At 65.0% G+C, this 25212-nt stretch carries 25 protein-coding genes; 13 read left to right on the forward strand and 12 right to left on the reverse strand.

Annotated features, from left to right (window positions below; all coding sequences use genetic code 11):
- The 3 genes from WBB14_RS06395 to WBB14_RS06405 all read right to left on the reverse strand — a co-directional run.
- Positions 1-572, reverse strand: a 572-nt coding sequence (locus WBB14_RS06395) for a magnesium chelatase domain-containing protein (protein ID WP_424239088.1), incomplete at its 3' end; no start/stop codon positions are given.
- Positions 573-754: 182 nt separating this feature from the next.
- On the reverse strand, positions 755-1006 hold the full coding sequence (locus WBB14_RS06400; protein ID WP_424239089.1) for an accessory factor UbiK family protein: 252 nt from the start codon (positions 1004-1006) through the stop codon (positions 755-757).
- Positions 1007-1186: 180 nt separating this feature from the next.
- On the reverse strand, positions 1187-1597 hold the full coding sequence (locus tag WBB14_RS06405) for a DUF5339 family protein (protein ID WP_424239090.1): 411 nt from the start codon (positions 1595-1597) through the stop codon (positions 1187-1189).
- A gap of 540 nt (positions 1598-2137) precedes the next feature.
- Here WBB14_RS06405 and WBB14_RS06410 point away from each other — a divergent pair.
- Positions 2138-2476 carry a P-II family nitrogen regulator gene (locus tag WBB14_RS06410; protein WP_006218735.1) on the forward strand — a complete coding sequence of 113 codons (339 nt, stop codon included), beginning with the start codon at positions 2138-2140 and terminating at the stop codon, positions 2474-2476.
- 28 nt (positions 2477-2504) lie between these two features.
- Positions 2505-3743, forward strand: coding sequence for an ammonium transporter (gene amt, locus WBB14_RS06415; RefSeq protein WP_424239091.1), 1239 nt, complete (start codon positions 2505-2507; stop codon positions 3741-3743).
- 105 nt (positions 3744-3848) lie between these two features.
- Here the strand turns inward: amt and ptsP are convergent, their stop codons facing one another.
- From ptsP to thrS, 6 genes are all read right to left on the reverse strand, one after another.
- Positions 3849-5558 carry a phosphoenolpyruvate--protein phosphotransferase gene (gene ptsP, locus WBB14_RS06420; protein WP_424239124.1) on the reverse strand — a complete coding sequence of 570 codons (1710 nt, stop codon included), beginning with the start codon at positions 5556-5558 and terminating at the stop codon, positions 3849-3851.
- A 103-nt stretch (positions 5559-5661) separates the two neighbouring features.
- Entirely contained in the window at positions 5662-5931 is a 270-nt protein-coding gene (locus WBB14_RS06425; RefSeq protein WP_042792966.1) for an HPr family phosphocarrier protein, read from the reverse strand.
- A gap of 109 nt (positions 5932-6040) precedes the next feature.
- Complete coding sequence (locus tag WBB14_RS06430) at positions 6041-6442, reverse strand: PTS sugar transporter subunit IIA (protein ID WP_013392912.1); 402 nt, start codon at positions 6440-6442, stop codon at positions 6041-6043.
- Between the two features lie 18 nt (positions 6443-6460).
- Positions 6461-7432, reverse strand: coding sequence for a glutathione synthase (gshB, locus tag WBB14_RS06435; protein ID WP_424239092.1), 972 nt, complete (start codon positions 7430-7432; stop codon positions 6461-6463).
- A gap of 154 nt (positions 7433-7586) precedes the next feature.
- Positions 7587-8138, reverse strand: a complete 552-nt coding sequence (infC, locus tag WBB14_RS06440; protein WP_080551054.1) for a translation initiation factor IF-3 — start codon at positions 8136-8138, stop codon at positions 7587-7589.
- A 20-nt stretch (positions 8139-8158) separates the two neighbouring features.
- Positions 8159-10111: a threonine--tRNA ligase gene (thrS, locus tag WBB14_RS06445; RefSeq protein ID WP_424239093.1), complete on the reverse strand. Its 1953-nt coding sequence runs from the start codon at positions 10109-10111 to the stop codon at positions 8159-8161.
- Positions 10112-10712: 601 nt separating this feature from the next.
- Between thrS and WBB14_RS06450 the strand changes: the two genes are divergently transcribed.
- On the forward strand, positions 10713-11453 hold the full coding sequence (locus WBB14_RS06450; protein WP_424239094.1) for a response regulator: 741 nt from the start codon (positions 10713-10715) through the stop codon (positions 11451-11453).
- A 37-nt stretch (positions 11454-11490) separates the two neighbouring features.
- Here WBB14_RS06450 and hemN read toward each other — a convergent pair whose 3' ends face one another.
- Complete coding sequence (gene hemN / locus WBB14_RS06455; RefSeq protein WP_424239095.1) at positions 11491-12921, reverse strand: oxygen-independent coproporphyrinogen III oxidase; 1431 nt, start codon at positions 12919-12921, stop codon at positions 11491-11493.
- 169 nt (positions 12922-13090) lie between these two features.
- Between hemN and WBB14_RS06460 the strand changes: the two genes are divergently transcribed.
- Positions 13091-13357 carry a hypothetical protein gene (locus WBB14_RS06460; RefSeq protein WP_424239096.1) on the forward strand — a complete coding sequence of 89 codons (267 nt, stop codon included), beginning with the start codon at positions 13091-13093 and terminating at the stop codon, positions 13355-13357.
- Between the two features lie 6 nt (positions 13358-13363).
- Here WBB14_RS06460 and WBB14_RS06465 read toward each other — a convergent pair whose 3' ends face one another.
- On the reverse strand, positions 13364-14851 hold the full coding sequence (locus tag WBB14_RS06465) for an ArnT family glycosyltransferase (RefSeq protein ID WP_424239097.1): 1488 nt from the start codon (positions 14849-14851) through the stop codon (positions 13364-13366).
- 289 nt (positions 14852-15140) lie between these two features.
- Between WBB14_RS06465 and WBB14_RS06470 the strand changes: the two genes are divergently transcribed.
- The 8 genes from WBB14_RS06470 (at position 15141) to WBB14_RS06505 (ending at position 23494) form a co-directional block, all read left to right on the forward strand.
- A complete protein-coding gene (locus WBB14_RS06470) occupies positions 15141-15878 on the forward strand; it encodes a FadR/GntR family transcriptional regulator (RefSeq protein WP_424239098.1) in 738 nt (245 codons plus the stop codon).
- Positions 15879-16018: 140 nt separating this feature from the next.
- Positions 16019-17593: an ABC transporter substrate-binding protein gene (locus tag WBB14_RS06475; protein ID WP_424239099.1), complete on the forward strand. Its 1575-nt coding sequence runs from the start codon at positions 16019-16021 to the stop codon at positions 17591-17593.
- Between the two features lie 102 nt (positions 17594-17695).
- Positions 17696-18703 (forward strand): ABC transporter permease, encoded by a 1008-nt coding sequence (locus tag WBB14_RS06480; protein ID WP_424239100.1) that lies wholly within the window; start codon positions 17696-17698, stop codon positions 18701-18703.
- Positions 18700-19539 carry an ABC transporter permease gene (locus WBB14_RS06485; RefSeq protein ID WP_424239101.1) on the forward strand — a complete coding sequence of 280 codons (840 nt, stop codon included), beginning with the start codon at positions 18700-18702 and terminating at the stop codon, positions 19537-19539. The genes WBB14_RS06480 and WBB14_RS06485 overlap by 4 nt, the downstream gene beginning before the upstream one ends.
- A 9-nt stretch (positions 19540-19548) precedes the next feature.
- Complete coding sequence (locus tag WBB14_RS06490; RefSeq protein ID WP_424239102.1) at positions 19549-21180, forward strand: ABC transporter ATP-binding protein; 1632 nt, start codon at positions 19549-19551, stop codon at positions 21178-21180.
- 39 nt (positions 21181-21219) lie between these two features.
- A complete protein-coding gene (locus WBB14_RS06495; RefSeq protein ID WP_175209445.1) occupies positions 21220-21510 on the forward strand; it encodes a cupin domain-containing protein in 291 nt (96 codons plus the stop codon).
- Positions 21511-21527: 17 nt separating this feature from the next.
- Complete coding sequence (locus WBB14_RS06500) at positions 21528-22592, forward strand: histone deacetylase family protein (RefSeq protein WP_424239103.1); 1065 nt, start codon at positions 21528-21530, stop codon at positions 22590-22592.
- A 14-nt stretch (positions 22593-22606) separates the two neighbouring features.
- The gene (locus WBB14_RS06505; protein WP_424239104.1) at positions 22607-23494 is read left to right on the forward strand and encodes a DMT family transporter; all 888 of its coding nucleotides are present in this window, start codon (positions 22607-22609) and stop codon (positions 23492-23494) included.
- A gap of 9 nt (positions 23495-23503) precedes the next feature.
- Here the strand turns inward: WBB14_RS06505 and WBB14_RS06510 are convergent, their stop codons facing one another.
- The gene (locus WBB14_RS06510) at positions 23504-24529 is read right to left on the reverse strand and encodes a LacI family DNA-binding transcriptional regulator (RefSeq protein ID WP_424239105.1); all 1026 of its coding nucleotides are present in this window, start codon (positions 24527-24529) and stop codon (positions 23504-23506) included.
- Between the two features lie 132 nt (positions 24530-24661).
- Here WBB14_RS06510 and WBB14_RS06515 point away from each other — a divergent pair, with 132 nt between their 5' ends.
- Entirely contained in the window at positions 24662-25204 is a 543-nt protein-coding gene (locus WBB14_RS06515) for a TRAP transporter small permease (RefSeq protein ID WP_424239106.1), read from the forward strand.
- Positions 25205-25212 lie beyond the last annotated feature (8 nt).

Genomic DNA, 25212 nt, shown 5'->3' on the forward strand with positions numbered 1-25212 from the left:
GCATCGGGCAGCAGGCAGGCGCCCGTCGCGTGCGCCGCCACGTCGGCCAGCGTACGTGCCGACAGCACCCGCAAGCCTGGCACCCAGGCTGCTTCCTCGGCGCTGCCGGCAGGCAGGATGAGCGTGGCGCCGAGCGCCTCCCGGGCAACGCTCAGCGCAATGACCAGCGGCGCCGCGACAGGAACCAGCGCGCCGGTCAGGGACAATTCTCCGGCCAGCACCAGGTCAGCCAGGGCCGGATCCTGGACCGGCGATTCCGCATCGCGGGCGTCGACCGGCGCGGCCAACTGGCCGGATGCCAGCAACAGGCCCAGGGCGATGGGCAGATCGAAACGGCCTGACTCCTTGGGGATGTCGGCGGGCGAAAGATTGACGGTGATCCGGCCGGCCGGAAACTCGAAGCCGCTGTTCAGGATGGCCGCGCGCACGCGTTCGCGGCTTTCGCGCACCTCGGTGTCCGGCAGGCCAACCACATTGAAGCTGGGCAGGCCCGGACCCAGATGCGTTTCCACACGCACCGCGTGGGCGTCCAGGCCACACAAGGCCCGGCTGGCAAGAACGGCTAGGGTCAAGGCGGTCTCCGAGAAAAGGCAGGACCCACCAGTATCCGCAAACGCGAGGCCGTCGCGGTGGCGGCCGTGACAAAAGCATCCCGCCGAGCCACCGCAAGTCCGCGCCCAAAATGAAAACGGCCGCAGCTTCGCGACCGTTTGAAGGAAAAGTCCATGCCGGCCGCGGCGCGGCCGGCGCAGGCTTACTTCTCCAATGCGGACAAGCGCGACTCCAGCTGCTGCACCTGCGCGGCCAGTTGATCCACCCGGGCGCGGGTGCGCGCCAGCAGATCGGATTGGACGTCGAATTCCTCGCGCGTGACGAGATCCAGTTTGGAAAACGCCTGCGTCATCATCGCGCGGACGTTGCGCTCCACGTCCGCGGCCGGACTGCGGGCGATCAGGTCGGAGATGTTCTTCTGGATGTCTTCCATCCACTGGGTGCGATTATTCATGACGGCCTCACTGTGTTCTTGATGCCTCGAGTGTAGTGCGTCGAACTGCCATTTCCGGGCCCAAGGGCGAAAAAAGGGTCGCCTCCAGGCAAAAAAAGAGGGCGGGCCGCATGCGGTGACCGCCCTTCAAAGCACAGGAGAAAACCGGGCTGCCATGGCGGCAACCCCCTACCAACATCGTTACGGGCAACCCATCTGGCTTGCCGACTGCGTGAACGTATCCGACGACTGCTTGCATTGCGTCGCCAACTGCGTCTTGTCGCTGACCGCTCCCCATTGCGCCCTGGCCGCGTCAAGCTGTTCCTTGATCGCGGCGGCAGCCGGATTGCCGCTGCCCAGTTTGTCCATGCAGGCATTGACCTTGGCGATGTAGACCTCGCACTCGGCCGGAATGGACGCCGCAGCGCCTGCCGCCGGGGCAGCCGTGGACGGCGAGGTCGCGGGTGGAGGCGGCGCCGCAGGAGTCGTAGCAGCAGGCGCAGGAGCGGAAGCGGCCGGCGTGGCGGCCTTTTCTTCCTTGTTGCAGCCGGCCAGCGCGGCAAGCGATGCGGCCAGGACCAGAGTGCAGAAAGCCTTGCGGTGGATCTTCATGACTACCCCTTCCCGTTCCTGCCTTCTTTTGGGAGTTCTTGAACGCCCGAACTCCGCCTGCGGCCCGTCTGTTTGGGGACAGGTTTGAACTGATATTGATTCTTCTGCAGCAGCCCCTCGACAACAAGCTGGCGGGTGTAAACCCTCGTATCACGAACCTGCGTCCATTACGCCGGTTCCAGCATCTCCCTGAGTCACCGCATGCACCTGCCAATTTGAGCCAGAGGCCCGTCTCGCATGGCTCGGCGGGGTGCATCCGGCTCATTGAGGACCAGACGAAATCGCTTATATGCCAACATAAAACGCAATAAACGGAGAATCAATCTGCTACAAATATCAGGCTGAAAACATATTTGGTTGCTTGCCCCAAAGGCTGGCGTTCCGCACCAACTTGAAGCCGGCCGCCAGTGCATGAAGCACCGGATTGGTGCATTCAGGCGCAACTTGAACGCTGCCGCCGCCCCCGACTGGGCTGTGCCCGACATGGCATGGAATTTGCTTGATGGATGAAGCCAACGTGCAACCATGAGAGGAAATGCCATGAAACTCATCATCGCCATCATCAAGCCCTTCAAGCTCGACGAAGTGCGGGTGGCTCTATCCGGGATCGGCGTCCAGGGCCTGACTGTCACCGAAGTAAAGGGATTTGGCCGCCAGAAAGGCCATACCGAGCTGTATCGCGGCGCCGAGTACGCCGTTGATTTCCTGCCCAAGCTGCGCGTCGAGGCCGCCGTGCCCGACCACTTGGTCGATCAGGTCATTGAAGCGATCGAACAGGCCGCCCGCACCGGCAAGATCGGCGACGGCAAGATCTTCGCCGCGCCGCTGGAACAAGTGATCCGCATCAGGACGGGTGAAGCCGGCGAAGCTGCGCTGTAAATAAATAAAGACTCAATGGAGCCTGAAAATGGATAAAGCGGATATCTCCTGGTTGCTCGTCTCTACCCTGCTTGTATTGATGATGGCCGTACCTGGTCTGGCGATGTTCTATGGCGGCCTGGTGCGCAGCAAGAACGTGCTGTCCGTGTTGCTGCAAGTGCTGTGCACGTTCGTGCTGGGCCTGGTGCTCTGGTTCATCTACGGATACTCCCTCGCATTCACCGAGGGCAACGCCTTCTTCGGCGGCCTTTCGCGCGCCTTCTTCTCCGGCATGTTCACTCCGTCCGACGGCAAGTACGCCATGTCGAACTCGCTGACCGAACTGCTGTTCGCCTCGTTCCAGGCCACGTTCGCCGGTATCACCTGCGCGCTGATCGTTGGCAGCTTCGCCGAGCGCGCCCGTTTCTCGGCAGTGCTGGTATTTACGGTGATCTGGTTCACGTTTGCCTATGTGCCGATCGCCCACATGGTCTGGTTCGCGTCCGAAACGGCGCCGGGCCTGCTCAACGCCAAGGGCGCACTGGACTTCGCCGGCGGCACCGTGGTGCACATCAACGCCGGCGTGGCCGGCCTGGTGGGCGCCTATGTGGTGGGCAAGCGCGTGGGCTATGGCCGCGAAGCCATGCAGCCGCACAACCTGCCGATGACCTTCGTGGGCGCGGCGCTGCTGTGGGTGGGCTGGTTCGGGTTCAACGCCGGTTCGGCGCTGGCCGCCAATGAAAACGCCACGCTGGCCTTCTTCAATACGATGATTGCGACCGCGGGCGCCGTGCTGTCCTGGCTGTTCACCGAATGGGCTGTCAAGGGCAAGCCCTCTATGCTGGGCGCCGCTTCAGGCGCCGTCGCCGGCCTGGTCGGCATCACCCCGGCCGCCGGCCTGGTCGGCCCGGTGGGCGCGCTGGTCATCGGTGTCATCGCCGGCATCGTCTGCGTCTGGGGCGTGAACGGCCTGAAGCGCCTGCTGCGCGCCGACGACGCGCTGGACGTGTTCGGCGTGCACGGCGTGGGCGGCATCGTCGGCGCCCTGCTGACTGGCGTGTTCAATGCGCAGATCCTTGGCGGTCCTGGCCTGGCCGAGCCCAGCATGATTGGCCACCAACTGTGGGTCCAGCTGGAAGGCGTGCTGCTGACCATCGTCTGGTCCGGCGTGGTGGCGTGGATCGCCTACAAGATCGCCAACGCCCTGTGCGGCATGCGCGTACCGGAAGACCAGGAGCGCGAAGGCCTGGACGTCACCAGCCACGGCGAATCGGCCTACCACAGCTAGGCCCGCAGCTCCCAGCCCGCCGCGCGACAGAGGCGGGCATGGACCCAAAAAAAGGCGCCGGGGCATTCCGCCCCGGCGCCTTTTTCCATGCAACGGCGAACCGCCTCAGGCCAGGTCCAGCGTATCCAAATCCACCGGCAAGGCACGGTTCAGGGCGCTGGCCACTTTCACGCGCAAGGCGTTGGAGTGCGCGCGCCGGACCTCGCGCTTGACGTCCAGCAGTTGCTGCGGATGCATGGAGAATTCGGTCAGGCCCAGGCCCAGCAACAGCCGGGTCATGCGCGAATCTCCCGCCATCTCGCCGCAGACCGCGACGGGCTTGCCGGCCCGCTCGCCCGCGTTGATGGTGTGCGCGACCAGGCGCAGCACCGCCGGATGCAGCGGATCGTACAGGGACGCCACGTCGTGGTCGCCGCGATCGATCGCCAGCGTGTACTGGATCAGGTCGTTAGTGCCGATGGACAGGAAATCCAGCGCCTGCGCGAAGGGTTCGATGGCAATGGCGATGGCGGGCACCTCGACCATCGCGCCCACTTCCATTTGGGGCGCGTAGGCCTGGCCGCGCGCATCGAGCTCGCGGCGCGCGGATTCGATGGCTGCCTTGGTCGCCACCACCTCGTGCATATGGGCGATCATCGGAATCAGCAAGCGCACCGGCCCGTGGGCCGAAGCCCGCAAGATGGCGCGCAGCTGCGTCGCGAACATCTCCGGGCGCGCCAGGCAGTAGCGGATGGCGCGCTGCCCCAGCGCGGGATTGGTAGCCACGGTGGCCTCGCCGTCCAGCGTCTTGTCCGAGCCTATGTCCAGCGTGCGGATGGTGACGGGCCGGCCGGCCATCACCTTGACCACCGAGGAGTAGGCTTCGTACTGCTCTTCTTCGCCCGGCAGGTCCGGACGCCCCATGAAGAGGAATTCGCTGCGGAACAAGCCGATGCCATGCGCACCGGACGCCAATGCCAGCGCGGCCTCCTCCGGCAGTTCGATGTTGGCGTGCAGCACCACGTCGATGCCGTCCAGCGTGACCGAAGGCTCGTCGCGCAGCAGGCTCAGCTCGGCGCGCTCGTCGGCATAGGCCGATTGGCGGCGCCGGTATTCCTCGAGGATGCGGTTGGACGGGTTGACGATCACCGCGCCGGCCGCGCCGTCGATGATCAGCATGTCGCCATCGCGGACCAGCTCGCGCACATTGCCCATGGCCACCACGGCAGGCACGGCCATGCTGCGCGCCACGATGGCGGTATGCGAAGTGGGCCCGCCCAGGTCCGTCACGAAGGCGGCGAACCGGCCGCCACGCAGACGCAGCATGTCGGCGGGCGAAATATCGTGAGCCACGACCACCAGCGCTTCGTCACCGCCCATGTGGGACATGTCGGGCAGGATGGCCGAAGTGCCGGCCAGCACATGCAGCACCCGTTCGATGACCTGGCGCACGTCGGCCCCGCGCTCGCGCAGGTACTCGTCTTCCATGGCGTCGAACTGCTGGCCCAGAATCTGCCCCTGCGTCGTCAACGCCCATTCGGCGTTGTAGTGACGTTCGGCGATCAGCGCCAGCGTCTGCTCGGCGAGCAAGGGATCGCCCAGCAGCAGGCTGTGCACATTGAGCATGGCGCCGAGCTCGCGCGGCGCATCGGCCGGCAAGGTGTCGGCGAGCTGCAACAGTTCCTGCTGCGCCGAAGCCAGGGCATCGGTGAGCCGGCTGCTTTCGGCAGGCACGTCCTCGGGCGAGATGCGGTAGTGCGCGACTTCCAGCGCCGCCGCGCCCATGACGACCGCGCGGCCGATGGCATATCCCTTGGCCACGCCTTTGCCGTACAGACACACAACGGGGCTGGCAAAGCCAGCCCCGTTGGGCGCGTCATTGAGGGTCGTAGACGAGCCGGCCTGGGCAACGCTCAGGCCGGCGGATGCGGAAGAAATTCTATTCCTGCTCACCGAATTTGCTGTCGAACAGTGATTCAATTTCAGAAAGAGCCTGCTCGGCGTCGTTGCCAGAGGCCTCCAGCTTTACCGTCACGCCCAGCCCGGCCGCCAACATCATGACGCCCATGATGCTCTTGGCGTTCACGCGCTGCGCGCCGCGCGAAATGAAGATCTCGCTGGAAAACTTGCTGGCCAGCTGCGTCAGCTTGGCAGCCGCCCGGGCGTGCAAGCCCAGTTTATTGCTGATGACGATGTCTGTATTAGGCATAGGAAATATGGTGGCTGCGGCATGACGCCGCAGTGTTGATCGCAGCAAAACGTCGAACCGCCCTTCGGCCAGAATCGATAGCCGACATAATAGGGCAAACTTCCGCCCGTCAGTCTACACGCAAGACACCCTGAAGCCCCCCGGCCAGCGCCTTCTCGCGGGTTTCAGCCAGGGGCAGATTGCGATAGGTCAGGGCCCGCAGCAGCATCGGAGTGTTCAAGCCGGCCAGCACGCAGCATTGGATGCCCTGCGCCTGCGCGTCGGAGACGGCTCGCTTGGCAATGTTGGCAGGCGTGGCGCCGATCAGGTCGGTCAGCACCAGCACGCCCGCGCCGTGTTCCTGCTCCAGGATGTCCTTGAGGACTTCCGGCGCCAGATCGTCCGGGCGGTCTTCAGGCTGGATGTCGTGTATGGCCAGCATGCCGTCCAGGTTGCCCATGACGTGGCTGGCGCAATCGCGTATCGCCGCGCCCAGGGGCGCGTGCACGACGATGACAATACCTGTGGTCATGGTAGGAGTCCCGGCAGGTCAAGCTGCCGCGACAGGGGTCGCCACGGCCTTTTCCAGCGCCTGGACGAACATGCCCGCGACATCGAAACCGGTTTGCTCCGCGATTTCCACGAAACAGGTGGGGCTGGTGACGTTGACTTCAGTGACGTAATCGCCAATGACGTCCAGGCCGACCAGCAGCAGGCCGCGGGCGGCCAGCTTGGGAGCCACGGCCTCGGCGATCTCGCGGTCGCGCGGGGAGAGCTCCTGGGCCACGCCGCGGCCGCCGGCCGCCAGGTTGCCGCGGGTTTCGCCGGCCAACGGAATACGAGCCAGGGAATACGGCACCGGCACGCCGCCGATCAGCAGGATGCGCTTGTCGCCCTTGACGATATCGGGAATGTAGCGCTGCGCCATGATGGTGCGCGCGCCATTGTCCGTCAGCGTTTCCAGGATGGCATTGAGATTGGGATCCTTGGGCTGCAGCCGGAATACACCGGTGCCGCCCATGCCGTCCAGCGGCTTGACGATGACATCGTGATGCTCGTCGTGGAACGCCTTCAGGCGGGCCATGCTGCGGGTCACCAGCGTGGGCGCCGTGAACTCGCTGATTTCGGTAATGGCCAGCTTTTCGGGGTGGTTGCGGATCGACGCGCCGGTGTTGAACACGCGGGCGCCCTGCGCCTCGGCGTATTCGAGCAGATGCGTGGAATACACGTATTCCATATCGAACGGCGGGTCCTTGCGCATGACCACCGCGCCGAATTCCGCCAGCGGCAGATCCTGGGCGGCGGACTCGCGCCACCAGTCGTGGCCGTGCAGATCGGCGTCCGCGACCAGTTCGATAGGGGTAGACGCGGTCTTGACCGTGCCCGCCTCTATATAGAGATCGCCCTGCATGGCCACGCTGAGCGTATGGCCGCGCGCCACCAGGGCGCGCATCATGGCGACAGAGCTGTCCTTGTACGCTTTGAGCAGCGGCAAGGGATCCAAAACGAACAATACATGCATCGCGACACCCTGAACGGACGCCGCCTTCCCTCGCGGGAAGGCGGCTTTATGACATCGTAGCGCAGAGCCGCCCAATTAGCGAACCCGCCGGCGCAATAGCAGGCGGCGGGTCGCAAAAGCGGCGTAGCCTCCCTGGAGAGGCTACGGCAGGAGCTCAGGCAGCCGATTCAGGCTTGCCCGCAGGCACGGCCTTTTTCTTCGGCGCCAGCACCATGACCATCTGACGGCCTTCGAGCTTCGGCATGGCTTCGACCTGGGCAAGTTCCAGCAGATCGTCGCGCACACGTTCAAGCACCCGCATACCGAGTTCCTGGTGGGCCATTTCGCGGCCGCGGAAACGCAGCGTCACCTTGGCCTTGTCGCCTTCTTCGAGGAAGCGGCGCAGATTGCGCAGCTTGACCTGGTAGTCGCCCTCGTCGGTGGCCGGACGGAATTTGACTTCCTTGACCTGGATGACCTTCTGCTTGGAACGAGCTTCGGCTTGGCGCTTCTGCTCTTGGTACTTGAATTTGCCGTAGTCCATCAAACGGCAGACCGGCGGCTCGGCGTTCGGCGCGATTTCCACCAGATCCACGTCGCTTTGCTCGGAAAGACGGAAAGCGTCGGCGATCTTGACGATGCCCAGCTGTTCTCCGTCCAGACCTATCAGGCGCACCTCGGGGACGCGGATTTCACCGTTGATGCGATTGGCTTTTTCAGTGGCGATGTTGAAAGCTCCTAGAAATGTTAAGCAGCGCTGCTACCAGGTTGGTTGACGTCGCGACGGGTGGACACGTCCTCGGACAAGCGCGCGACGAATTCGTCGTATGCGATGGCCCCGAGGTCCAGTCCGCCCAGTCCGCGTACGGCTACGGTGCCGTTTTGTTTTTCCTTGTCGCCGACGACGAGGATGTACGGCACCTTTTGCAGGCTGTGCTCCCGAATTTTACGAGTGATTTTTTCACCGCGCAAATCGGACTCTACTCTAAAGCCTTGTTTTTTCAGGCTTTGCGTGATTTCAGCCGCATAATCGGCCGAAGGTTCGGAAATGCAGCATACGACAGCCTGCACCGGAGCGAGCCAGGGAGGCATCGCGCCGGCGTGGTTTTCGATCAACATGCCGATAAAACGCTCCAGCGAACCGAGGATCGCGCGGTGCAGCATGACCGGCGGGCGGCGCTGGTCATTCTGGTCCACGTACTCGGCGCCCAGGCGCACGGGCATGGAGAAGTCGACCTGGATCGTGCCGCACTGCCAGTGGCGGCCGATGGCGTCCTTCAGGGTGTATTCCACCTTGGGACCGTAAAAGGCACCCTCGCCCGGCGAAACTTCGAATTCGCAGCCGGTGCGGCGCAGGCTTTCCATCAGGGCCGCTTCGGCCGTATCCCAGACTTCGTCCGAGCCGATACGCTTTTCAGGACGCGTGGCGACCTTGTACAGCACCTCGGTGAAGCCGAAATCGCGGTAGACCTTTTGCAGCAGCGCCGTGAAGTCGGCGCACTCGTCCTGCAGCTGTTCCTCGGTACAGAAGATATGGCCATCGTCCTGCGTGAAGCCGCGCACACGCATCATGCCGTGCAGCGAACCCGAGGGCTCGTTGCGGTGGCACTGGCCGAATTCGCCGTAGCGCAGGGGCAGTTCGCGATAGGAATGCAGGCCAGCGTTGAAGATCTGCACGTGGCCCGGGCAGTTCATCGGCTTCAGGCCATAGACGCGGTTCTCGGACTCCGTCGTGAACATGTTTTCACGGTAGTTGTCCCAATGGCCGGTCTTCTTCCAGAGCGAAATGTCCAGGATCTGCGGCGCCTTCACTTCCTGGTAGCCGTTATCGCGGTAGACGGAGCGCATGTACTGCTCCACCTGCTGCCACAGCGCCCAGCCCTTGGGATGCCAGAAGATCAGGCCGGGAGCCTCGTCCTGGAAGTGGAACAGGTCCAGCTCGCGACCGATCTTGCGGTGGTCGCGACGCTCGGCCTCTTCCAGCATGTGCAGGTAGGCTTCCTGTTCTTCCTTGGTCGCCCAGGCCGTGCCGTAAATACGCTGGAGCATCTCGTTCTTGCTGTCGCCGCGCCAATAGGCGCCGGCTACCTTCATCAGCTTGAAGACCTTCAGTTTGCCCGTGGACGGCACGTGGGGGCCGCGGCACAGGTCGATGAAATCACCCTCGCGGTACAGGCTGAGCGGCTCATTCGACGGAATCGAGGCAATGATCTCGGCCTTGTACTTTTCGCCGATGCCCTTGAAGAATTCGACGGCGTCGTCGCGCGACCATTCCTCGCGCGTGACGACTTCGTCCTTCTTGGCGAGTTCAGCCATCTTCTTCTCGATGGCGGCCAGGTCTTCCGGCGTGAACGGACGCTTGTACGAGAAGTCGTAATAGAAGCCGTTGTCGATCACGGGACCGATGGTGACCTGCGCATCCGGAAACAGCTCCTTGACGGCGTAGGCCAGCAAGTGCGCCGTGGAGTGGCGGATCAGGTCCAGGCCGTCAGCGTCCTTGGCGGTCACGATGGCAAGGCGGGCATCATCCTCGATGCGGAAGCTGGTGTCGACCAGCTTGGAGTCCGAGCCCTCGAACGTCACGCGGCCGCCCAAGGCGGCCTTCGCCAGGCCCGTACCGATCGATTGCGCCACTTCGGCAACCGTTACCGGCCCCGGATATTGGCGCTGCGAACCATCGGGCAATGTGATCTGTACCATCGGGAGTGCTTCCTGGGGGGTTCTGGGAACTAAAAAACAAAATACGGAAACGAAAAACGCGGCCTGAGAGCCGCGTTTCCTGGATTGTCTTGCTGAGTCCTACCGCTGACCTGACACGGTGAAACCCGACGCACGAAAACTTAACGCGACATAGGGCGAAAGTTCCGGGTCGTAGTTCGTGCCAGCGGGAAAAACATGATGTCTGGACCTATTGGCGCTCACCGCAGCGAGCATGGTTCAAAAGCAGCAAACAATGCACTGCGCAACAGAAGCTGTGCTTATCGTCCACGATTGTATCACTATTTGTACCCTTTCCGTGGCAAAAGCGCCACAGCGAGTCCGACCGCCCGAACCGGTTGCGCCTGCGGTGCGCGCCACTGCGCCATAACCCAAAACCACGTCCTTCGTCGCGGCCTAAATCCAGAATGTTCCGGGCGTGCTTCTCGCATATATAACAGGTCGATGGTGCAACAGTCTGATTTTGGCGCGATTCATGTCCCGCAGGCCATGCGAAAACGTAATCTGCCCTCGCAAATTCAGGACTACCCGCGACCTGCGCAATCGACCGCCGGCGTTCCCCCATCCTGCATGTGGAGCATCGATGAAAACTGTCTCAGCGCTCTCTCTTAAAGCGCCCCCACACCTCAACCCCGAGCCCGCCGAAACCGGCGACCGCCCGGGTACACGCCGGCACCTGCTCCTGTCCCGGCCGCCACCTCTCATCAAGGTAGCCATCCTGGACGACCACCCCGTGGTGGCCGTGGGCGTGGGCGCCTACCTGGAAAGCCGCCCGGGCTTCCGGGTGGTCCACCGGGAAACCTCGGCGCGCTCCTTGCTGGAAAAGCTGTCCCACTCGCCCTGCGAAGTCGCCCTCGTCGATTTCTACCTGCCGCTGGAACCTTGGGACGGCGTCAACTACCTGCGGCGCCTGCGCCGCTACCACCCGACGATGGCGCTCATCACATTCTCGGCCGGCAGCCGCCAGGAGACCCAGTACGCCGCCTACCGCGCTGGCGCCAACGGCTACTTCGCCAAGGAATGCGGCATGGTGCTGCTACCGGAGATGATCCGCGGCGTCCTGGCCGGCAAGGAAGAGTTCCTCACGGTGCAGGACGGCAAGATCCGCCCCCAGCAGCCGACGCACCCTCACTCGGCCTTGACGACGTCGGAAGTGGAAATACTGCGCCATATCAGCCAGGGCCTGTCCGTCACGCAGATCTCGGCGCGGCTGATGCGCAGCAAGAAGACCATCAGCACCCACAAGCGCCGGGCCATGCGCAAGTTGCAGCTGTCCGACGATCTGTCGCTGGCGCTCTACCTGCGCGAGAAGTTCGCAGAATGAACGCCGCCCGGCGTCGGGCCCCACGCCAAGCTGCGGCTCAGATGATCCGGGAGTAACTGGCCGCGGTGCCTGGCGCCTGCAAGTAGCCGTCGAACGCCATGGCGACGGCACGCACGAAGTACCAGCCCAGGCCGGTTACCTGCAGCTCGCCGGGGCGCAGGTTGACCAGGCCCAACTCGGCCAGATTCGCCATCTGCAACAGTTCCTGGCTAAAACTGTCCGCGAACCTCAAGCCGTGGCGCGCCTCGACCTGGCCAAAGTCCACGCGGCCCTGGCACATGATGTCCATGATGATCTCGCGTCGCACCAGGTCATCCTCGCTCAGCGCCAACCCTCTTTCGACGGCAAATCGCCCCGCCTCGATCGCCGCGTAGTACTCGTCCAGGATCTTGGCGTTCTGGCTGTAGGTATTGCCGATGCGGCCGATCGCCGACACGCCCAGTGCGACCAGGTCGCGGTCGGGCTGCGTGCTGTATCCCTGGAAATTGCGGTGCAATTCCCCCTTCCGCCTGGCAATCGCCAGCGCATCGGTTTCCAGCGCAAAATGGTCCATGCCGATGTAGGCGTAGCCCTGCTTCAGAAAACCGTCGATGGCCGCGCTGAGCAGCCCCACCCGCGTTTCCCTGTCGGGCAGGTCCGCCTCGTTGATGCGGCGTTGCGGCTTGAAACGCGCGGGCAAATGGGCGTAGGCATAGAGCGCGATGCGGTCTGGCCGCAACGCGATGACCTGGGCGATGGTACGGGCGAAGGATTCCGTGGTCTGCAGCGGCAGGCCGTAGATGAGGTCCATGTTGACCGAGACATAGCCCAGCGCCCGCGCGCTCTGCATCAGCGCCCGCACGTCCTCGAATGATTGCACCCGATGCACCGCCTGCTGCACTCGCGGATCGAAATCCTGCACCCCGAAACTCAGGCGGTTAAAGCCCAGCTCGCGCATGTGGGCCAGGCGCTCGGGCGTGGCGGTACGGGGATCCACTTCGATCGAGATTTCCGCATCGGGTTCGAAGCGGAACGCGCGCCGCAGGTTCGCCATCAGGCGCGACAACTCATCGTCCGACAAGAAAGTCGGCGTGCCGCCGCCGAAATGCAATTGCGACACCGGCACGCCCTCGCCCAGCTCGCGCACATGCAGCTCGATCTCGGCGGCCAGCGCGTCCAGATAGCGGGCGGCGCGGTCGTGATGGCGGGTCACCACTTTGTTACAGGCGCAGTAATAACAGACCGATTCACAGAACGGGATGTGCACGTAGAGCGACAAAGGCTCCGCAGGCGCAGCCGCGCGGCGCTGCTGCAGCGCCTGCCGGTAATCCTGCTCGCCGAAACCACCGTGATACCGGTCCGCCGTGGGATATGAGGTGTAGCGGGGCCCGTTCTTGTCCAGTCGCGCCAACAGTTGGGGCGGGAACAAGGGGCTGGCGGCGGAGGGCTCGCGGGATTCAGTCTGTAATGGGCGTAGGGCGGCTTGCATACCTGGAATTATTCGCCTGTGCCGGCCACTGCGGCTTGATCTTGCGCAAACCCTGGCGTGTTCCCGCCGGACCAATCCGTACGTCCTGCCGCGGATCTTCGAAGGCGCCCGCCGTCTCGCCCCGTAAAATGCGGCCTTATCAAAGCTGATGCACAACACGGAAACCACCATGGACAATGAACTGGACGGCCGCCTGCTTGCCATGCGCCAGGCGCTGGCGATCGCCATCGCCCTCTCGACCCGCAGCAGCCCCCAGGCCACCGACATGGCGCTGGAACTGCTCAATGACCTGAAGTCTGGCATGGACAGCACGCCCTCGGACAGCCCGTTCGAGAAAGCGGAATGGGTGGTGGGCGCGCAAGACGAGCTGGACGGCATCGCGCGCCTGGTGCGCGCCTTCACGCAGACGCCGGAGCCGGACGGCGAGGCGCAGTAGCCCGCGCTAGGGACGCGGCGCGCCTGCCGCCATGCCGCAAGGCGCGGAGGGTGGCGCCACGCGCCAGTACAGACCCGGAAAATCCCGTCCGACCACGACGAAACCCGGTCCGGACGCCTTCAGCTCCAGTTCCAATGCGCCGCATACCTGCGCCATGTCCTCCGGCACCCAGGGACTGAAGCGGAGTTGCCCATCTATCAACACCAAAGGCTGCTCCGGCAGGCGCAGCGCCAGCGCGCCTGCCTCGGCGGGCGGCCCCGATATCAGCCTGACCGGCCCGCCCAGCGCAGCCCTGGCGGGTTCATGGAGGGCATCGGCCAGGGCCCGGGAATCGAAGTTGCGCCAGTCCGACGCCTTGCGCGTCAGCCCAGCCCCGCCCGGCGAGGTCAACTCGACCCGCGCCATCAGCAGCGCCTGGACCAACACGAAAACCAGCACCCCGTCGCGCGGCCGCACGCGCTGCCACGCGCCGCCGCGCACCAGTTCCATCACCGCCGGCACGACAAACAGCAGATAGGGGGTGCCCCAATGCAGCTGCACGTGAGAACCGCTGGCGATGGTCATCACGCTGACGAAGACCAGAGGGGTGAAGCCGAACGACAGCAGAATGGCCCGGCCCGCATCGCCCCGCCGCGCCGCCGGCTCCATCGCGCAAGCGCCCCCACGGCGGCGGACCAGCCACCACAAGGCGCCCAGCAGCACCCACGCCGGCATCGCGCGGTTCAACAATTGGTCGCTCCACCATCGCGCCACCTCCGCCACGCGGCTGCTCCAAGGCAGGCCCGCCGCCAGCGATGAGGCCATCGCGTAATTCAGGGGTTCAAAGTCGTTGTAGGCCAGCCAGCACAGATGGGGGGCAAAGACCGCCAACGCCGTCAGCGCCGCCACCTGCAGGCCGAAACGGTGCATGGGGTCGCGCCAGCCGCGCTGGCTCAACCAGAACGCCAGCACGGCGGCGCCCGCCACCGCGCTCTGGTACTTGGACAAGGCGCCCAGGCCCAAGCAGACGCCCAGCACAATCCACCACCCGATCCGGCGCGTGGTCCAGGCCTTCCAGCACGCGGCGGCACAGCCCACCGCCAGCGGGATCAGCACGATCTCGTGGTTGTAGAAATGCAGGCGTCCGTTGTAGAAGGTGATGCACAGGCCGGCCAGCAACGCCACCCGCGCGTGCCCGCCGCCGCGCATGACCCGCAGCCAGCGCCACAGCAGCGCGAAAGCGCCCAGGGTGCAGAGCGCCCCGACGATGTAGCTCGTCCATGCCGACCAGCCCAGCAATTGCACCGCGGGCCATAACAGCCAGGTCGGCAACGGCGGATGCTTGTAGTAGCCCCATTCCAGGCTGCGCACCCAGGTGAGCTGCTCGATGTTGTCGGTGGGAGGCGCCAGGGCCGCCCGGTCCAGCAGCGTCAGCCACGCCAGCGCGAACACCGCCATACCCACGCCGATCCGCCAGCCCTCCGGCCGCAACGCCCGCTTCGCAACTTCCTTCACTTCCATCTCCCCCCTGCTGCCAGCGCGGCGCGCAGCTTCATACCCTTAATCGGGCGGGACGGAGTATGGGATGGCCCCTGCCCGCGACAACGGGGATTCTGTTCGGGATTTGTCGGGAAACTGTAAATCCCGCGTAGTGTTCCTAACTGGCCTGACCACCCTAAAGAAAGAGGTGAAATCCCTGTGATCGTTTTCCCTTGAAATGCGAAATTCTCCTTCTTATTCAAGGATGGGATGCCTATATTTGGTGGCCTGACCACTTGGCCCAAAGTTCCCGCCTCGCCCGCCGATGAACACCTTCCAAGCTGCCGCCGTCACCCGCCTGTATCGAGTCATCGCCGACCAGATCGCCGGCCGGATCCGGGCCGGAGAATTCCCTCGCGGCGGACGCCTGCCTTCTGAACGAGAACTAGCCGAACAGCTGCAAGTCAGCCGCGCGTCGATCCGCGAGGCCCTGATCGCGCTGGAAATAGAAGGCTATGTCGAGGTGCGCGTGGGTACCGGGGTATTCGTCACCGCCGCTCGCGAAGTGGCCGCCCCAGCCCCCAGCTACTCCGCGCCAGGACAGGACGGCATCGGCCCCTTCGACCTGCTGGAAGCGCGCATGCTGATCGAACCCGAATGCGCCGGCATGGCCGCGCAGCATGGGTCGCCCGCCCAGATCGCCGCCATCCGCGACGCTCATGAGGGCATGTCGCTCGGCGATTCGCCCGGCTACCACGACCGCGAATTCCACAATACCATCGCCGCGGCTTGCGGCAACGCCGCGGTCGCGGCCTCGGTAGCTCATCTGTGGGAATTGACGCAGACCAGCCCGGTGTACAGCCGCATGGAGGATTATTTCGTCGACACCAAGGTCTGGGCGATCGCCCATGCCGAGCACCAGCGCATCCTGACCGCCATCCAGGCACGCGACCCAATCCGCGCGCGGCACGCCATGCATGCGCATCTGCTGGGCATCCTGGCGCGCCTGCGAGAGGACTTTGGCGACGACAACGGCGCGCCGCAATGGTGCGCAGCGCGCTGAAGAGCACCCATACGAAGCATTGTTGTAGCGGCTCCACCCGTAGTACCCCTGAAAACACAGGTGGCATGAGGTTTGCTTGCCAGAGCACGGCATCCGCGACGCGGACACCTGTCAGATCCTTTCCAGCCCGGAGGCTCGCAGTGAAATCGAAAAAATGGTTCTCCCTAAGCATCGGCGCACTGGTCCTTGCGGCCGCGTTGCCCGCCACGCAAGCTCTGGCCCAGACCAAGGGCGGCACGCTGAACATGATCGTCCAGCCCGAACCGCCGGTAATCGTCACGGCCATCAACCAGCAAGGCCCCACGCAATTCGTCGCCGGCAAGATCTACGAGAGCCTGCTGACCTACTCCACCGACCTGAAGCCGCAGCCCGGCCTGGCCAAGTCGTGGGAAGCCTCGGCCGACGGCTTGAGCTACACCTTCCACCTGCAGGACAACGTCAAGTGGCACGACGGCAAGCCCTTCACCTCCGAGGATGTGGTGTTCTCGCTGGCGGACATGCTGCCCAAGACCCATGCCCGCGCCCGCGTGATCCTGAACAAGTTCGTGGAATCGGTGCAGGCGCCGGACGCGAAGACGGTCGTCGTCAAACTGAAGACGCCCTTCCCCGCCTTCATGCTCATGTTCGAGCCAGGCTTCGCGCCCATGATGCCCAAGCACCTCTATGCGGGCACCGACTACATGACCAACCCGGCCAACCAGAAGCCGGTCGGCACCGGCCCGTTCATGTTCAAGGAATGGAAGCGCGGCGAATACATCAAGCTGACCCGCAACCCCGACTACTGGAAGCCGGGCAAGCCCTATCTGGATGAACTGGTGTTCAACGTCATCCCCGATTCGGCCTCGCGCGCGGTGGCCTTCGAGCGCGGCAGCGTGGACGTGCTGCGCGGCGGCGACGTGGACAACGTCGACATCAAGCGCCTGCGCGCCCTGCCCAAGGTCGAGTACACCACCGCCGGCTGGGAGATGTTCTCGCCCCAGGCCTACCTGATCTTCAACATGCGCAAGCCGCCCTTCGACAACCTGAAGGTGCGCCAGGCGGTGATGGCGGCCATCAACCGCAACATGGTGGTCAACAACATCTTCTTCGGCCTGGGCAAGGTGTCCACCAGCCCCTTCGTCACCACCGAGATGTTCTACGACAAGAACATGCCGCCGCTGGCATTCGACATGAAGAAGGCGCGCGCGCTGATCAAGGAATCCGGCATCAAGCCCGAGGACTACACGATCCGCCAACTGAGCTTCCCCTATGGCTCCACCTGGGACCGCCTGGGCGAATACACCAAGCAGGCGCTGGAGCAGCTGGGCTTCAAGGTCAACCTGGAAGCCACCGACGCGGGCGGCTGGGCCAGCCGCACGGGCAACTGGGACTTCGACATGACCACCACCTTCACCTACCAGTACGGCGACCCCGCACTGGGCGTGCAGCGGCTGTATGTCTCGTCGAACATCGTCAAGGGATCGCCGTTCGCCAACGTACAGGGCTACAGCAACCCCGAGACCGACAAGCAGTGGGAAGCAGCCGCTTCCGAGGTGGATCCCGCCAAGCGCCAGGAGGTCTACACCAAGCTGCAGACCACGCTGGTCAATGAGATCGCCAATGGCTTCCTGGTGGACATGGAATTCCCCACGCTCTATCGCGGCAACGTGAAGAACCTGGTCAAGACCGCCATCGGCCTGAACGAGAGCTTCGACGACGTGTACATCGAGAAATAAGCGCCGCAGGACGCCGCCGCGGCACGCCTGCCGCGGCGGCGGATGCCGGCCGGACAAGGGCTGCCCTAGGCAGCCCGCGCCCGACCTGAAAGGACCCAGAGCATGAAATTCCTGTCTTTTCTCGCTTCACGCATCGGCAAGGCCCTGGTGGTCGTGCTGGGCGTCGTGATCATCAATTTCTTCCTGATCCGCCTGGCGCCTGGCGACCCCGCCGCGGTGCTGGCGGGCCAGGCCGGCGCCGGCGACGCGGCCTACGTGGAACAGCTGCGGGTCGCCTTCGGCCTGGACAAGCCCATCCTGACCCAGCTGCTGCTGTACCTGAAGGGCGTGGTGCAGCTGGACCTGGGCTTCTCGTACCGCAACCACGTGCCGGTGCTGGACCTGATCCTGGAACGCCTGCCGGCCACCTTCCTGCTGATGTCCTGCGCCTTCGTCTTTTCCATCGTGCTGGGCGTCTTCCTGGGCGTGGTGGCGGCCAAGGCCCGCTACCGCAACAAGCGCCGCTGGATCGATAGTTCCGTCATGACGGGTGCTCTGGTGCTGTATGCCACGCCGCTGTTCTGGCTGTCGCTGATGGGCATCCTGCTGTTCTCGGTGATGCTGGGCTGGCTGCCGGCCTTCGGCATGGAGACCGTGGGCGCGAACCTGAGCGGTTGGGCGCGCGCGGGCGACATTGCCCAGCACCTGATCCTGCCGACCGTGACGCTGGGCTGCTTCTTCATGGCGGTCTATGTGCGGCTGACGCGCGCCTCCATGCTGGAAGTGATAGGCATGGATTTCGTCAAGACGGCGCGCGCCAAGGGGGTCAGCCCCGGCCGCGTGATCCGCGCCCACGTGCTGCGCAATGCGCTGCTGCCGGTCATCACCTTCGCCGGCATCCAGCTGGGCCAGATGGCGGGCGGCGCGGTGCTGACCGAAACCGTGTTCGCCTGGCCCGGCATAGGCCGGCTGATGTTCGACGCCCTGCTGCAGCGCGACTACCAGCTGCTGCTGGGCATCTTCCTGGTCACCTCCATCATGGTGGTGGTGTTCAACCTGCTGACCGACGTGCTGTACCGACTCATCGATCCGCGCATCGGCGCGGGCGCGCAGCAAGGAGCCGCCGCATGAAGTCATTCGCCCGGCGCTACATGCGCAATTACGGAGCGGTGGCCGGACTGGCCATCATGCTGATCGTGGTCCTGGTGGCCCTGGCCGCGCCGCTGCTGTATGAAGAATCGCCCTGGATGATGGTGGCCGACCCGCTGATTCCGCCGTTCACCAATGCCGACTATCCCTTCGGCACCGACATGCTGGGCCGCGACATCACGGCCGGACTGGTCTGGGGCGCCCGGGTCTCGTTGATGGTCGGCCTCTTGTCCACCGCCGTGGCGCTGGTCTTCGGCATCGTGGTCGGATCGGTGGCGGGGTATTGCGGAGGCCGGGCGGACGACGCGCTGATGCGCTTCACCGAGTTCTTCCAGACCATCCCGCAACTGGCCATGGCCGTGGTGCTGGTGGCGATCCTGAGCCCCTCGGTCTATTCCATCATGGGCGCCATCGCGGTCGTATCGTGGCCGCCGGCCGCGCGCCTGGTGCGTTCGGAATTCATGACGCTCAAGCAGCGCGAATTCGTGCAGGCCGCCATCGTCATCGGGCAGACGCCGACGCGCATCGTCGGCACCCAGATCCTGCCCAATGCCATGTCGCCCATCATCGTGTCGGCATCCTTCATGGTCGCCACCGCCATCCTGACGGAATCGTCGCTGTCCTTCCTGGGGCTGGGCGACCGCAACCTGATGAGCTGGGGCTTCATGATCGGCGCCGCGCGCACCATGATCCGCGAAGCCTGGTGGATGAGCGTCTGGCCCGGCGTGGCGATCCTGCTGACCGTGCTGGCCATCAACCTGATCGGCGAAGGCCTCAACGACGCCCTCAACCCGCAGCTGCGCAAGCGCGGCGAATAGGAGGACGCCATGAACGCTTCCGCCCCCCTGCTATCCGTCCAGAACCTGAGCATCGCCCTGCCCAAGGGCGGCGACCGCCCCTATGCCGTGCAGGACGTTTCCTACGACATCCGCGCCGGCGAAATCCTGTGCATCGTCGGCGAATCGGGCTCGGGCAAGTCCATGAGCGCCAACGCCATCATGGGCCTCCTGCCCGACTATCTGACGCCGCAACAGGGCCGCATCCTGTTCCGCGGCCAGGACCTGCTGCGGCAGGACGAAGCTACCCTGCAAGCCATGCGCGGCAAGGACATGGCGATGATCTTCCAGGAGCCTCTGTCCGCGCTCAACCCGCTCATGACGGTGGGCGAACAGATCAGCGAAGTCATGCGCGTGCACAACGCGTATCCGGGCGCGCAGCGCATGGCCCGCACGCTGGAACTGCTGGCCTTCGTGGGCCTGCCCGACCCCGCCACGCTCTACCACGTCTATCCTTTCCGCCTGTCGGGCGGCCAGCGCCAGCGCGTGATGATCGCCATGGCCCTGGCGCTGGAACCCGCGCTGCTGATCGCCGACGAGCCCACCACCGCGCTGGACGTCACCACCCAGGCGCAGATCCTGGCGCTGATCGCCCGCATCCAGAAAGAGAAAGGCATGGGCGTCATGTTCGTCACCCATGACTTCGGCGTGGTGGCCGAGATCGCGCACCGGGTCGCCGTCATGGAAAAAGGCATCCTGGTGGAACAGGGACCCGCCGAAGAGGTCCTGAACCGCCCCCGCCACCCCTACACGCAACGCCTGATCGCGGCCGTGCCGCACCGCCGCGGCGAAGCGCGCATGGCCGCCGCGGACGACCCGCCCGTGCTGGACGTGCGGGACTTGAAGAAGACCTATGTGGTGGGGCGCGGCTGGCTGGGCGGCAAGCGCGAGGTGCACGCCGTGGACGGCGTCAGCTTCAGCGTGCGGCGCGGCGAAACGCTGGGCATCGTCGGCGAATCAGGCTCGGGCAAGTCCACCATCGGCAAATGCCTGCTCAAGCTGGTGGGCATCAATGGCGGCCAGTTGATCTTCAACGGCCAGGACATCGCCGCCATGCCGGAATCGCGCTTCCGGCCGCTGCGCCACGACATCCAGATGATCTTCCAGGACCCGTTCGCCTCGCTCAACCCGCGCCATACCGTGGGCCGCATCATCAGCGACGGCCCCGTCGCCAACGGCGTGCCGCGCACCCAGGCCGAGGCGCGAGTGCGGGAACTGCTGTCGCTGGTCGGGCTGGACCCATCCGCCTTCGACCGCTACCCCAACCAGTTCTCGGGCGGTCAACGCCAGCGCATCGGCATCGCGCGCGCGCTGGCGCTGGAGCCCAAAGTGCTGGTCGCCGATGAATCGGTGTCGGCCTTGGACGTGTCCGTCCAGGCGCAGGTGCTGCAGCTATTGCATGATCTGCAGCAGCGTCTGAAGATTGCGCTGGTCTTCATCACGCATGACTTGCGCGTGGCTGCCCAGATCTGCAATTCCGTGCTGGTCATGCATCGCGGCAAGGTGGTCGAGTACGGTTCGCCCGGGCAGATCTTCGACAACCCGCAACATGCCTACACGCGGCAGTTGATCGCCGCGGTCCCCGGCCAGCATTGGGACCCGACCAAGGCGCAAGCGGCCTGAAATCTTCAAGAATATTCGTACCCACCAAGGAGACACCCCATGCAACGCCCCGCCGCCATACCGACCGTGCAGATCGACAATGACATGGTCACCGTCACCGAATGGCGCTTTCCGCCCGGCGGCGAAACGGGTTGGCACCGCCACGGCATGAATTACGTGGTGGTCCCGCAGACCACCGGCCCGCTGCTGCTGGATACGCCCGACGGCGAAATCACCAGCCAGCTCACCACCGGCGTGGCCTACTACCGGCCCGTGGGCGTGGAACACAACGTCATCAACCCCAGCGATACCGAGTTCGTGTTCGTCGAAATCGAACTCAAGCGCGCATAACGCCAACGAGGGCAGCCATGAAGGCGTTTTTCTCGGAAGAGCAGCTGCTGCATACGCCGCAGCAATTCATGCGGCTTGGACGCATCAGCGCGCCGACCGACCTGCCGGCGCGCGCCGAAAGCCTGCAAGGCGCGCTGGCCGCGCGCGGCATCGCGGTCGAAGCGCCGGCCGACTATGGCCGCAGGCCGTTGCAAGACATCCACAGCCCCGACTACCTGGACTACCTGGAAACGGCCTATGCACGTTGGCAGGCCTTGCGATCGGCCTCGGTGGATCCGGGGCCCGAGGTGCTGCCCAATCTTTCGCCGTACTACAACGGCCGGGTCGAGCTGGCCGGCCGCGGTCCCTGCCCGTCGCCGTCCATCGTGGCCCAGACCGGCTACTACCTGAGCGACCTGTCCTGCCCCATCGGGCCACAGACCTGGCGCTCGGCGCTGCGGTCCACCCATAGCGCGGTGGCCGCCGCCGACCATGTCGCCAGCACGGGAGGCATGGCCTATGCCTTGTGCCGGCCATCCGGCCATCATGCGCACCGCGACCGTGCGGGCGGCTTCTGCTACTTGAACAGCAGCGCGGCCGCGGCCAGCCGGCTGCTGCAGAGCTGGTCCAAGGTGGCGGTGCTGGACTTGGACGCCCACCATGGCGACGGCACGCAGAGTATTTTCTACCAGCGTGCCGACGTCATGACGATGTCCCTGCACGCCGATCCCGCGGGCTACTACCCTTTCTATACCGGCTATGCCCATGAGCGCGGGCATGGCGCGGGCGAAGGCTGCAACCTGAACCTGCCGCTGCCGCATGGCTCCGGCAACGACGCCTTCCTGCGGACGTTGGACACGGCGCTCGCCACGTTGGCCGGCTACGCGCCGCAGGCGCTGGTGCTGGCCCTGGGCTTCGACACCTACAAGGACGATCCGATCAGCGTGCTCAAACTGGACATCGATGCCTACCGCGATATCGGCGCGCGCGTCGCCGGACTGGGACTGCCCACCGTGATCGTGCAGGAAGGCGGCTACATGGTGGAGGCCATCGGCCCCGCGCTGGACGCGTTCCTGCAGGGCGCGGGCCAGGCTGCAACCTGAGTCCAACCGCCCACATGAGCACAGTTCCCCTCGCCTTGCCCTCTGCGGCCGCCGCGCGCCAGACCGGCATCCTGCTGTTCTTCGCCGCGCTGGTGGCTTTCGCCACCTTCGACGCGGGGTCCAAGCACATGCTGGCGCGCTACCCCGCGCCGTTCCTGAACATCATGCGCTATTCGGCGGTGGCGGTGCTGGCGGTGGCGCTGCTGTGGCGGCACCGCGGCGGCCCGCGCCTGCGCGATGCCGCCGAGAAGCCGCTATTGATACTGCGCGGACTGCTGCTGGCCACGGTCGGTACCTGTTTCATGACGGCGCTGATCTGGATGCCGTTGTCCGAAGCCACGGCCATCTACTTCACCTCGCCCCTGATCATGGTGGCGCTGTCGCCCTGGCTGCTGGGAGAGCGGGTGCGTCCTGCCCAGTGGGTGGCGGTGGCCGCGGGTTTTGGCGGCATGCTGCTGATCGTGCGCCCCGGCTCCAACCTGCCCTGGCTGGGCACGCTGCTGATGGCGGTGTCCGCGGTCAGCTACGCGGTGTTCCAGGTGCTGACGCGCAAGCTCTCGGGCAAGGTGCCTGGGCCGGTGCAGTATGCCTACACCGCCTTCATCTGCCTCGTCGTCACCGGGCTGCCGGCGCCCTTCTTCCTGCCGGACCCGTGGCCGGATCTTGCCGATACGCTCTTCATCGTCGGCTTGGGCGCCTGCAGCGGGCTGGCGCAGATCTTCCTGATATCCGCCTTTCAGCGCGTGGCCGCGGCGACCCTGGCCCCGCTGAACTACTTCCAACTACTGCTGGCGGTGCTGTTCAGCACCTTCTGGTTCCAGCGCCCGCCGGACGGGCTGGCCCTGGCGGGCATGGCGCTGATCATCGCCTCGGGCGTATTCCTGGCGCTGCGCCGGGCCTGAACCTGGTCTTCAGCTGGTTTCGCGCTGCACCAACTTGAAGCCCAGGTCCACATGGCGCTCTGCGACGGGCTCGCCCGCCAGGTGCCGCATCAGCAAACCCGCGGCCGATACGCCGATCTGGTAGCGCGGCGTGGCGATCGTCGACAGCGGCGGCGTGGTCCAGGCCGTGCCGGCCACGTCGTGGAAGCCGATGATGGCCATGCGCTCAGGCACCGGCACGCCCAGGCGTCCGCACTGGAACACCGCGCCCTGGGCCAGGTCGTCATTGCAGAAGAAAAGCGCGTCGCAGTCGGGATTGCGCGCCCGTAGTTGTTCCAGCAGGGACGCCCCCAGGGAGATGGATGACTTCTCCGGTGTCATGATTTCCAGGGCCGGGTCGTACAGGTCCGCATCCCGCAAGGCCTGGCGGCAGCCTTCGCAGCGGCGCAGCGAACGCGGATCCAGCTGTGCTCCTACGATACCGATGCGGCGGTAGCCCCGTTCCACCAGATGGCGGCCGGCGGCATAGCCGGAATCGAATTGCGAAAACCCCACGCTCATATGCTCGCCGCCATCCAGCGTCTCGATCGTGTGCACGGTCGGAATGCGCTGTGTGTCCAGCAAATCCCATACGCCCGGGTTGTGATCGACGCCAGTAAGGATCAAGCCGTCGGGCGCGTGCTGCAGGTACTTGCGCAGCAGGGCTTCCTCCTCGTCCGGCGAGTAACCGGTCACGCCGATCAGCATGTGGTAGCCGTGACGGTCCAGCTCTTCCTTGATGCCCGCGATGATGTCCACGAACACCACGTTGCTCAGCGATGGAATCAGCGCCACGATGGTCTGCGAGCGCGCCGACGCCAGCGCGCTGGCCGCATGGTTGGGCACATAACCCAACTCCTGGCACACCCGCGCGATGCGCTGGCGCAATTCCTCCGCCACCTTGTCCGGCGTGCGCAGCGCGCGCGATACCGTGATCGCGCTGACGCCCACGCGGCGCGCGACCTCCTGCATGGTGACGCGGCCGGCGCGTGAACTGCGGGGTTTACGGATGGACATTGGTCCTCGGCATCGATTGGTGAGCGCGTAGTCTGACGCAAAAAACTGGGGGTTGCCAAACGCAAAATGTTAGCGCTAACATTCCCCACAGCATAAACCTAAAAAATTCCGGAAAACGGATAGGAGACAAACATGCGAGCTTCCCCACCGGGGCGGCCCGGCGGTTCGCCGCTGGCCCGCGCCGCCAATTGGTGCTTCGCGCTGCAGACCTGGCTGATGGTGGCCTGTCTGGCCGTCATGGTGGTGCTGCTGTTCGGCAACGTCGCCCTGCGCTACCTGTTCAACTCAGGCATCAATGTCTCCGACGAGATCTCCCGGCTGGCGTTCGTCTGGATGATATTCCTGGGCTCGGTGATTGCGCTGCGCTCGCACCAGCACATCGGCGTCACCATGCTGGTCGAACGCTTCGGTCCCGCCGCCCGCCGCATCTCGCACGTGTTCTGCCAGTTGCTGGTTTTGTGGGTGCTGTGGCTGATGGCCGAAGGCAGCTGGACGCAAACCATCATCGGGCTGGACACCGTGCTTCCCGTCACCGGCATGTCGCTGGCGGTGTTCAACGCCGCGGCGCTCTATGCGGCTGTCGCCATGGGCATCCTGACGGCAATTGATCTTGTGCGCGTCCTTGCGGGCGGGCCCTTGCCGGCGGAATCCAGGCCCGAAGACCCGCTGGTCTGACGGCTCCG

Origin of the sequence: Achromobacter sp. (assembly GCF_049647645.1) — a bacterium.
Taxonomy (GTDB): domain Bacteria; phylum Pseudomonadota; class Gammaproteobacteria; order Burkholderiales; family Burkholderiaceae_B; genus Achromobacter.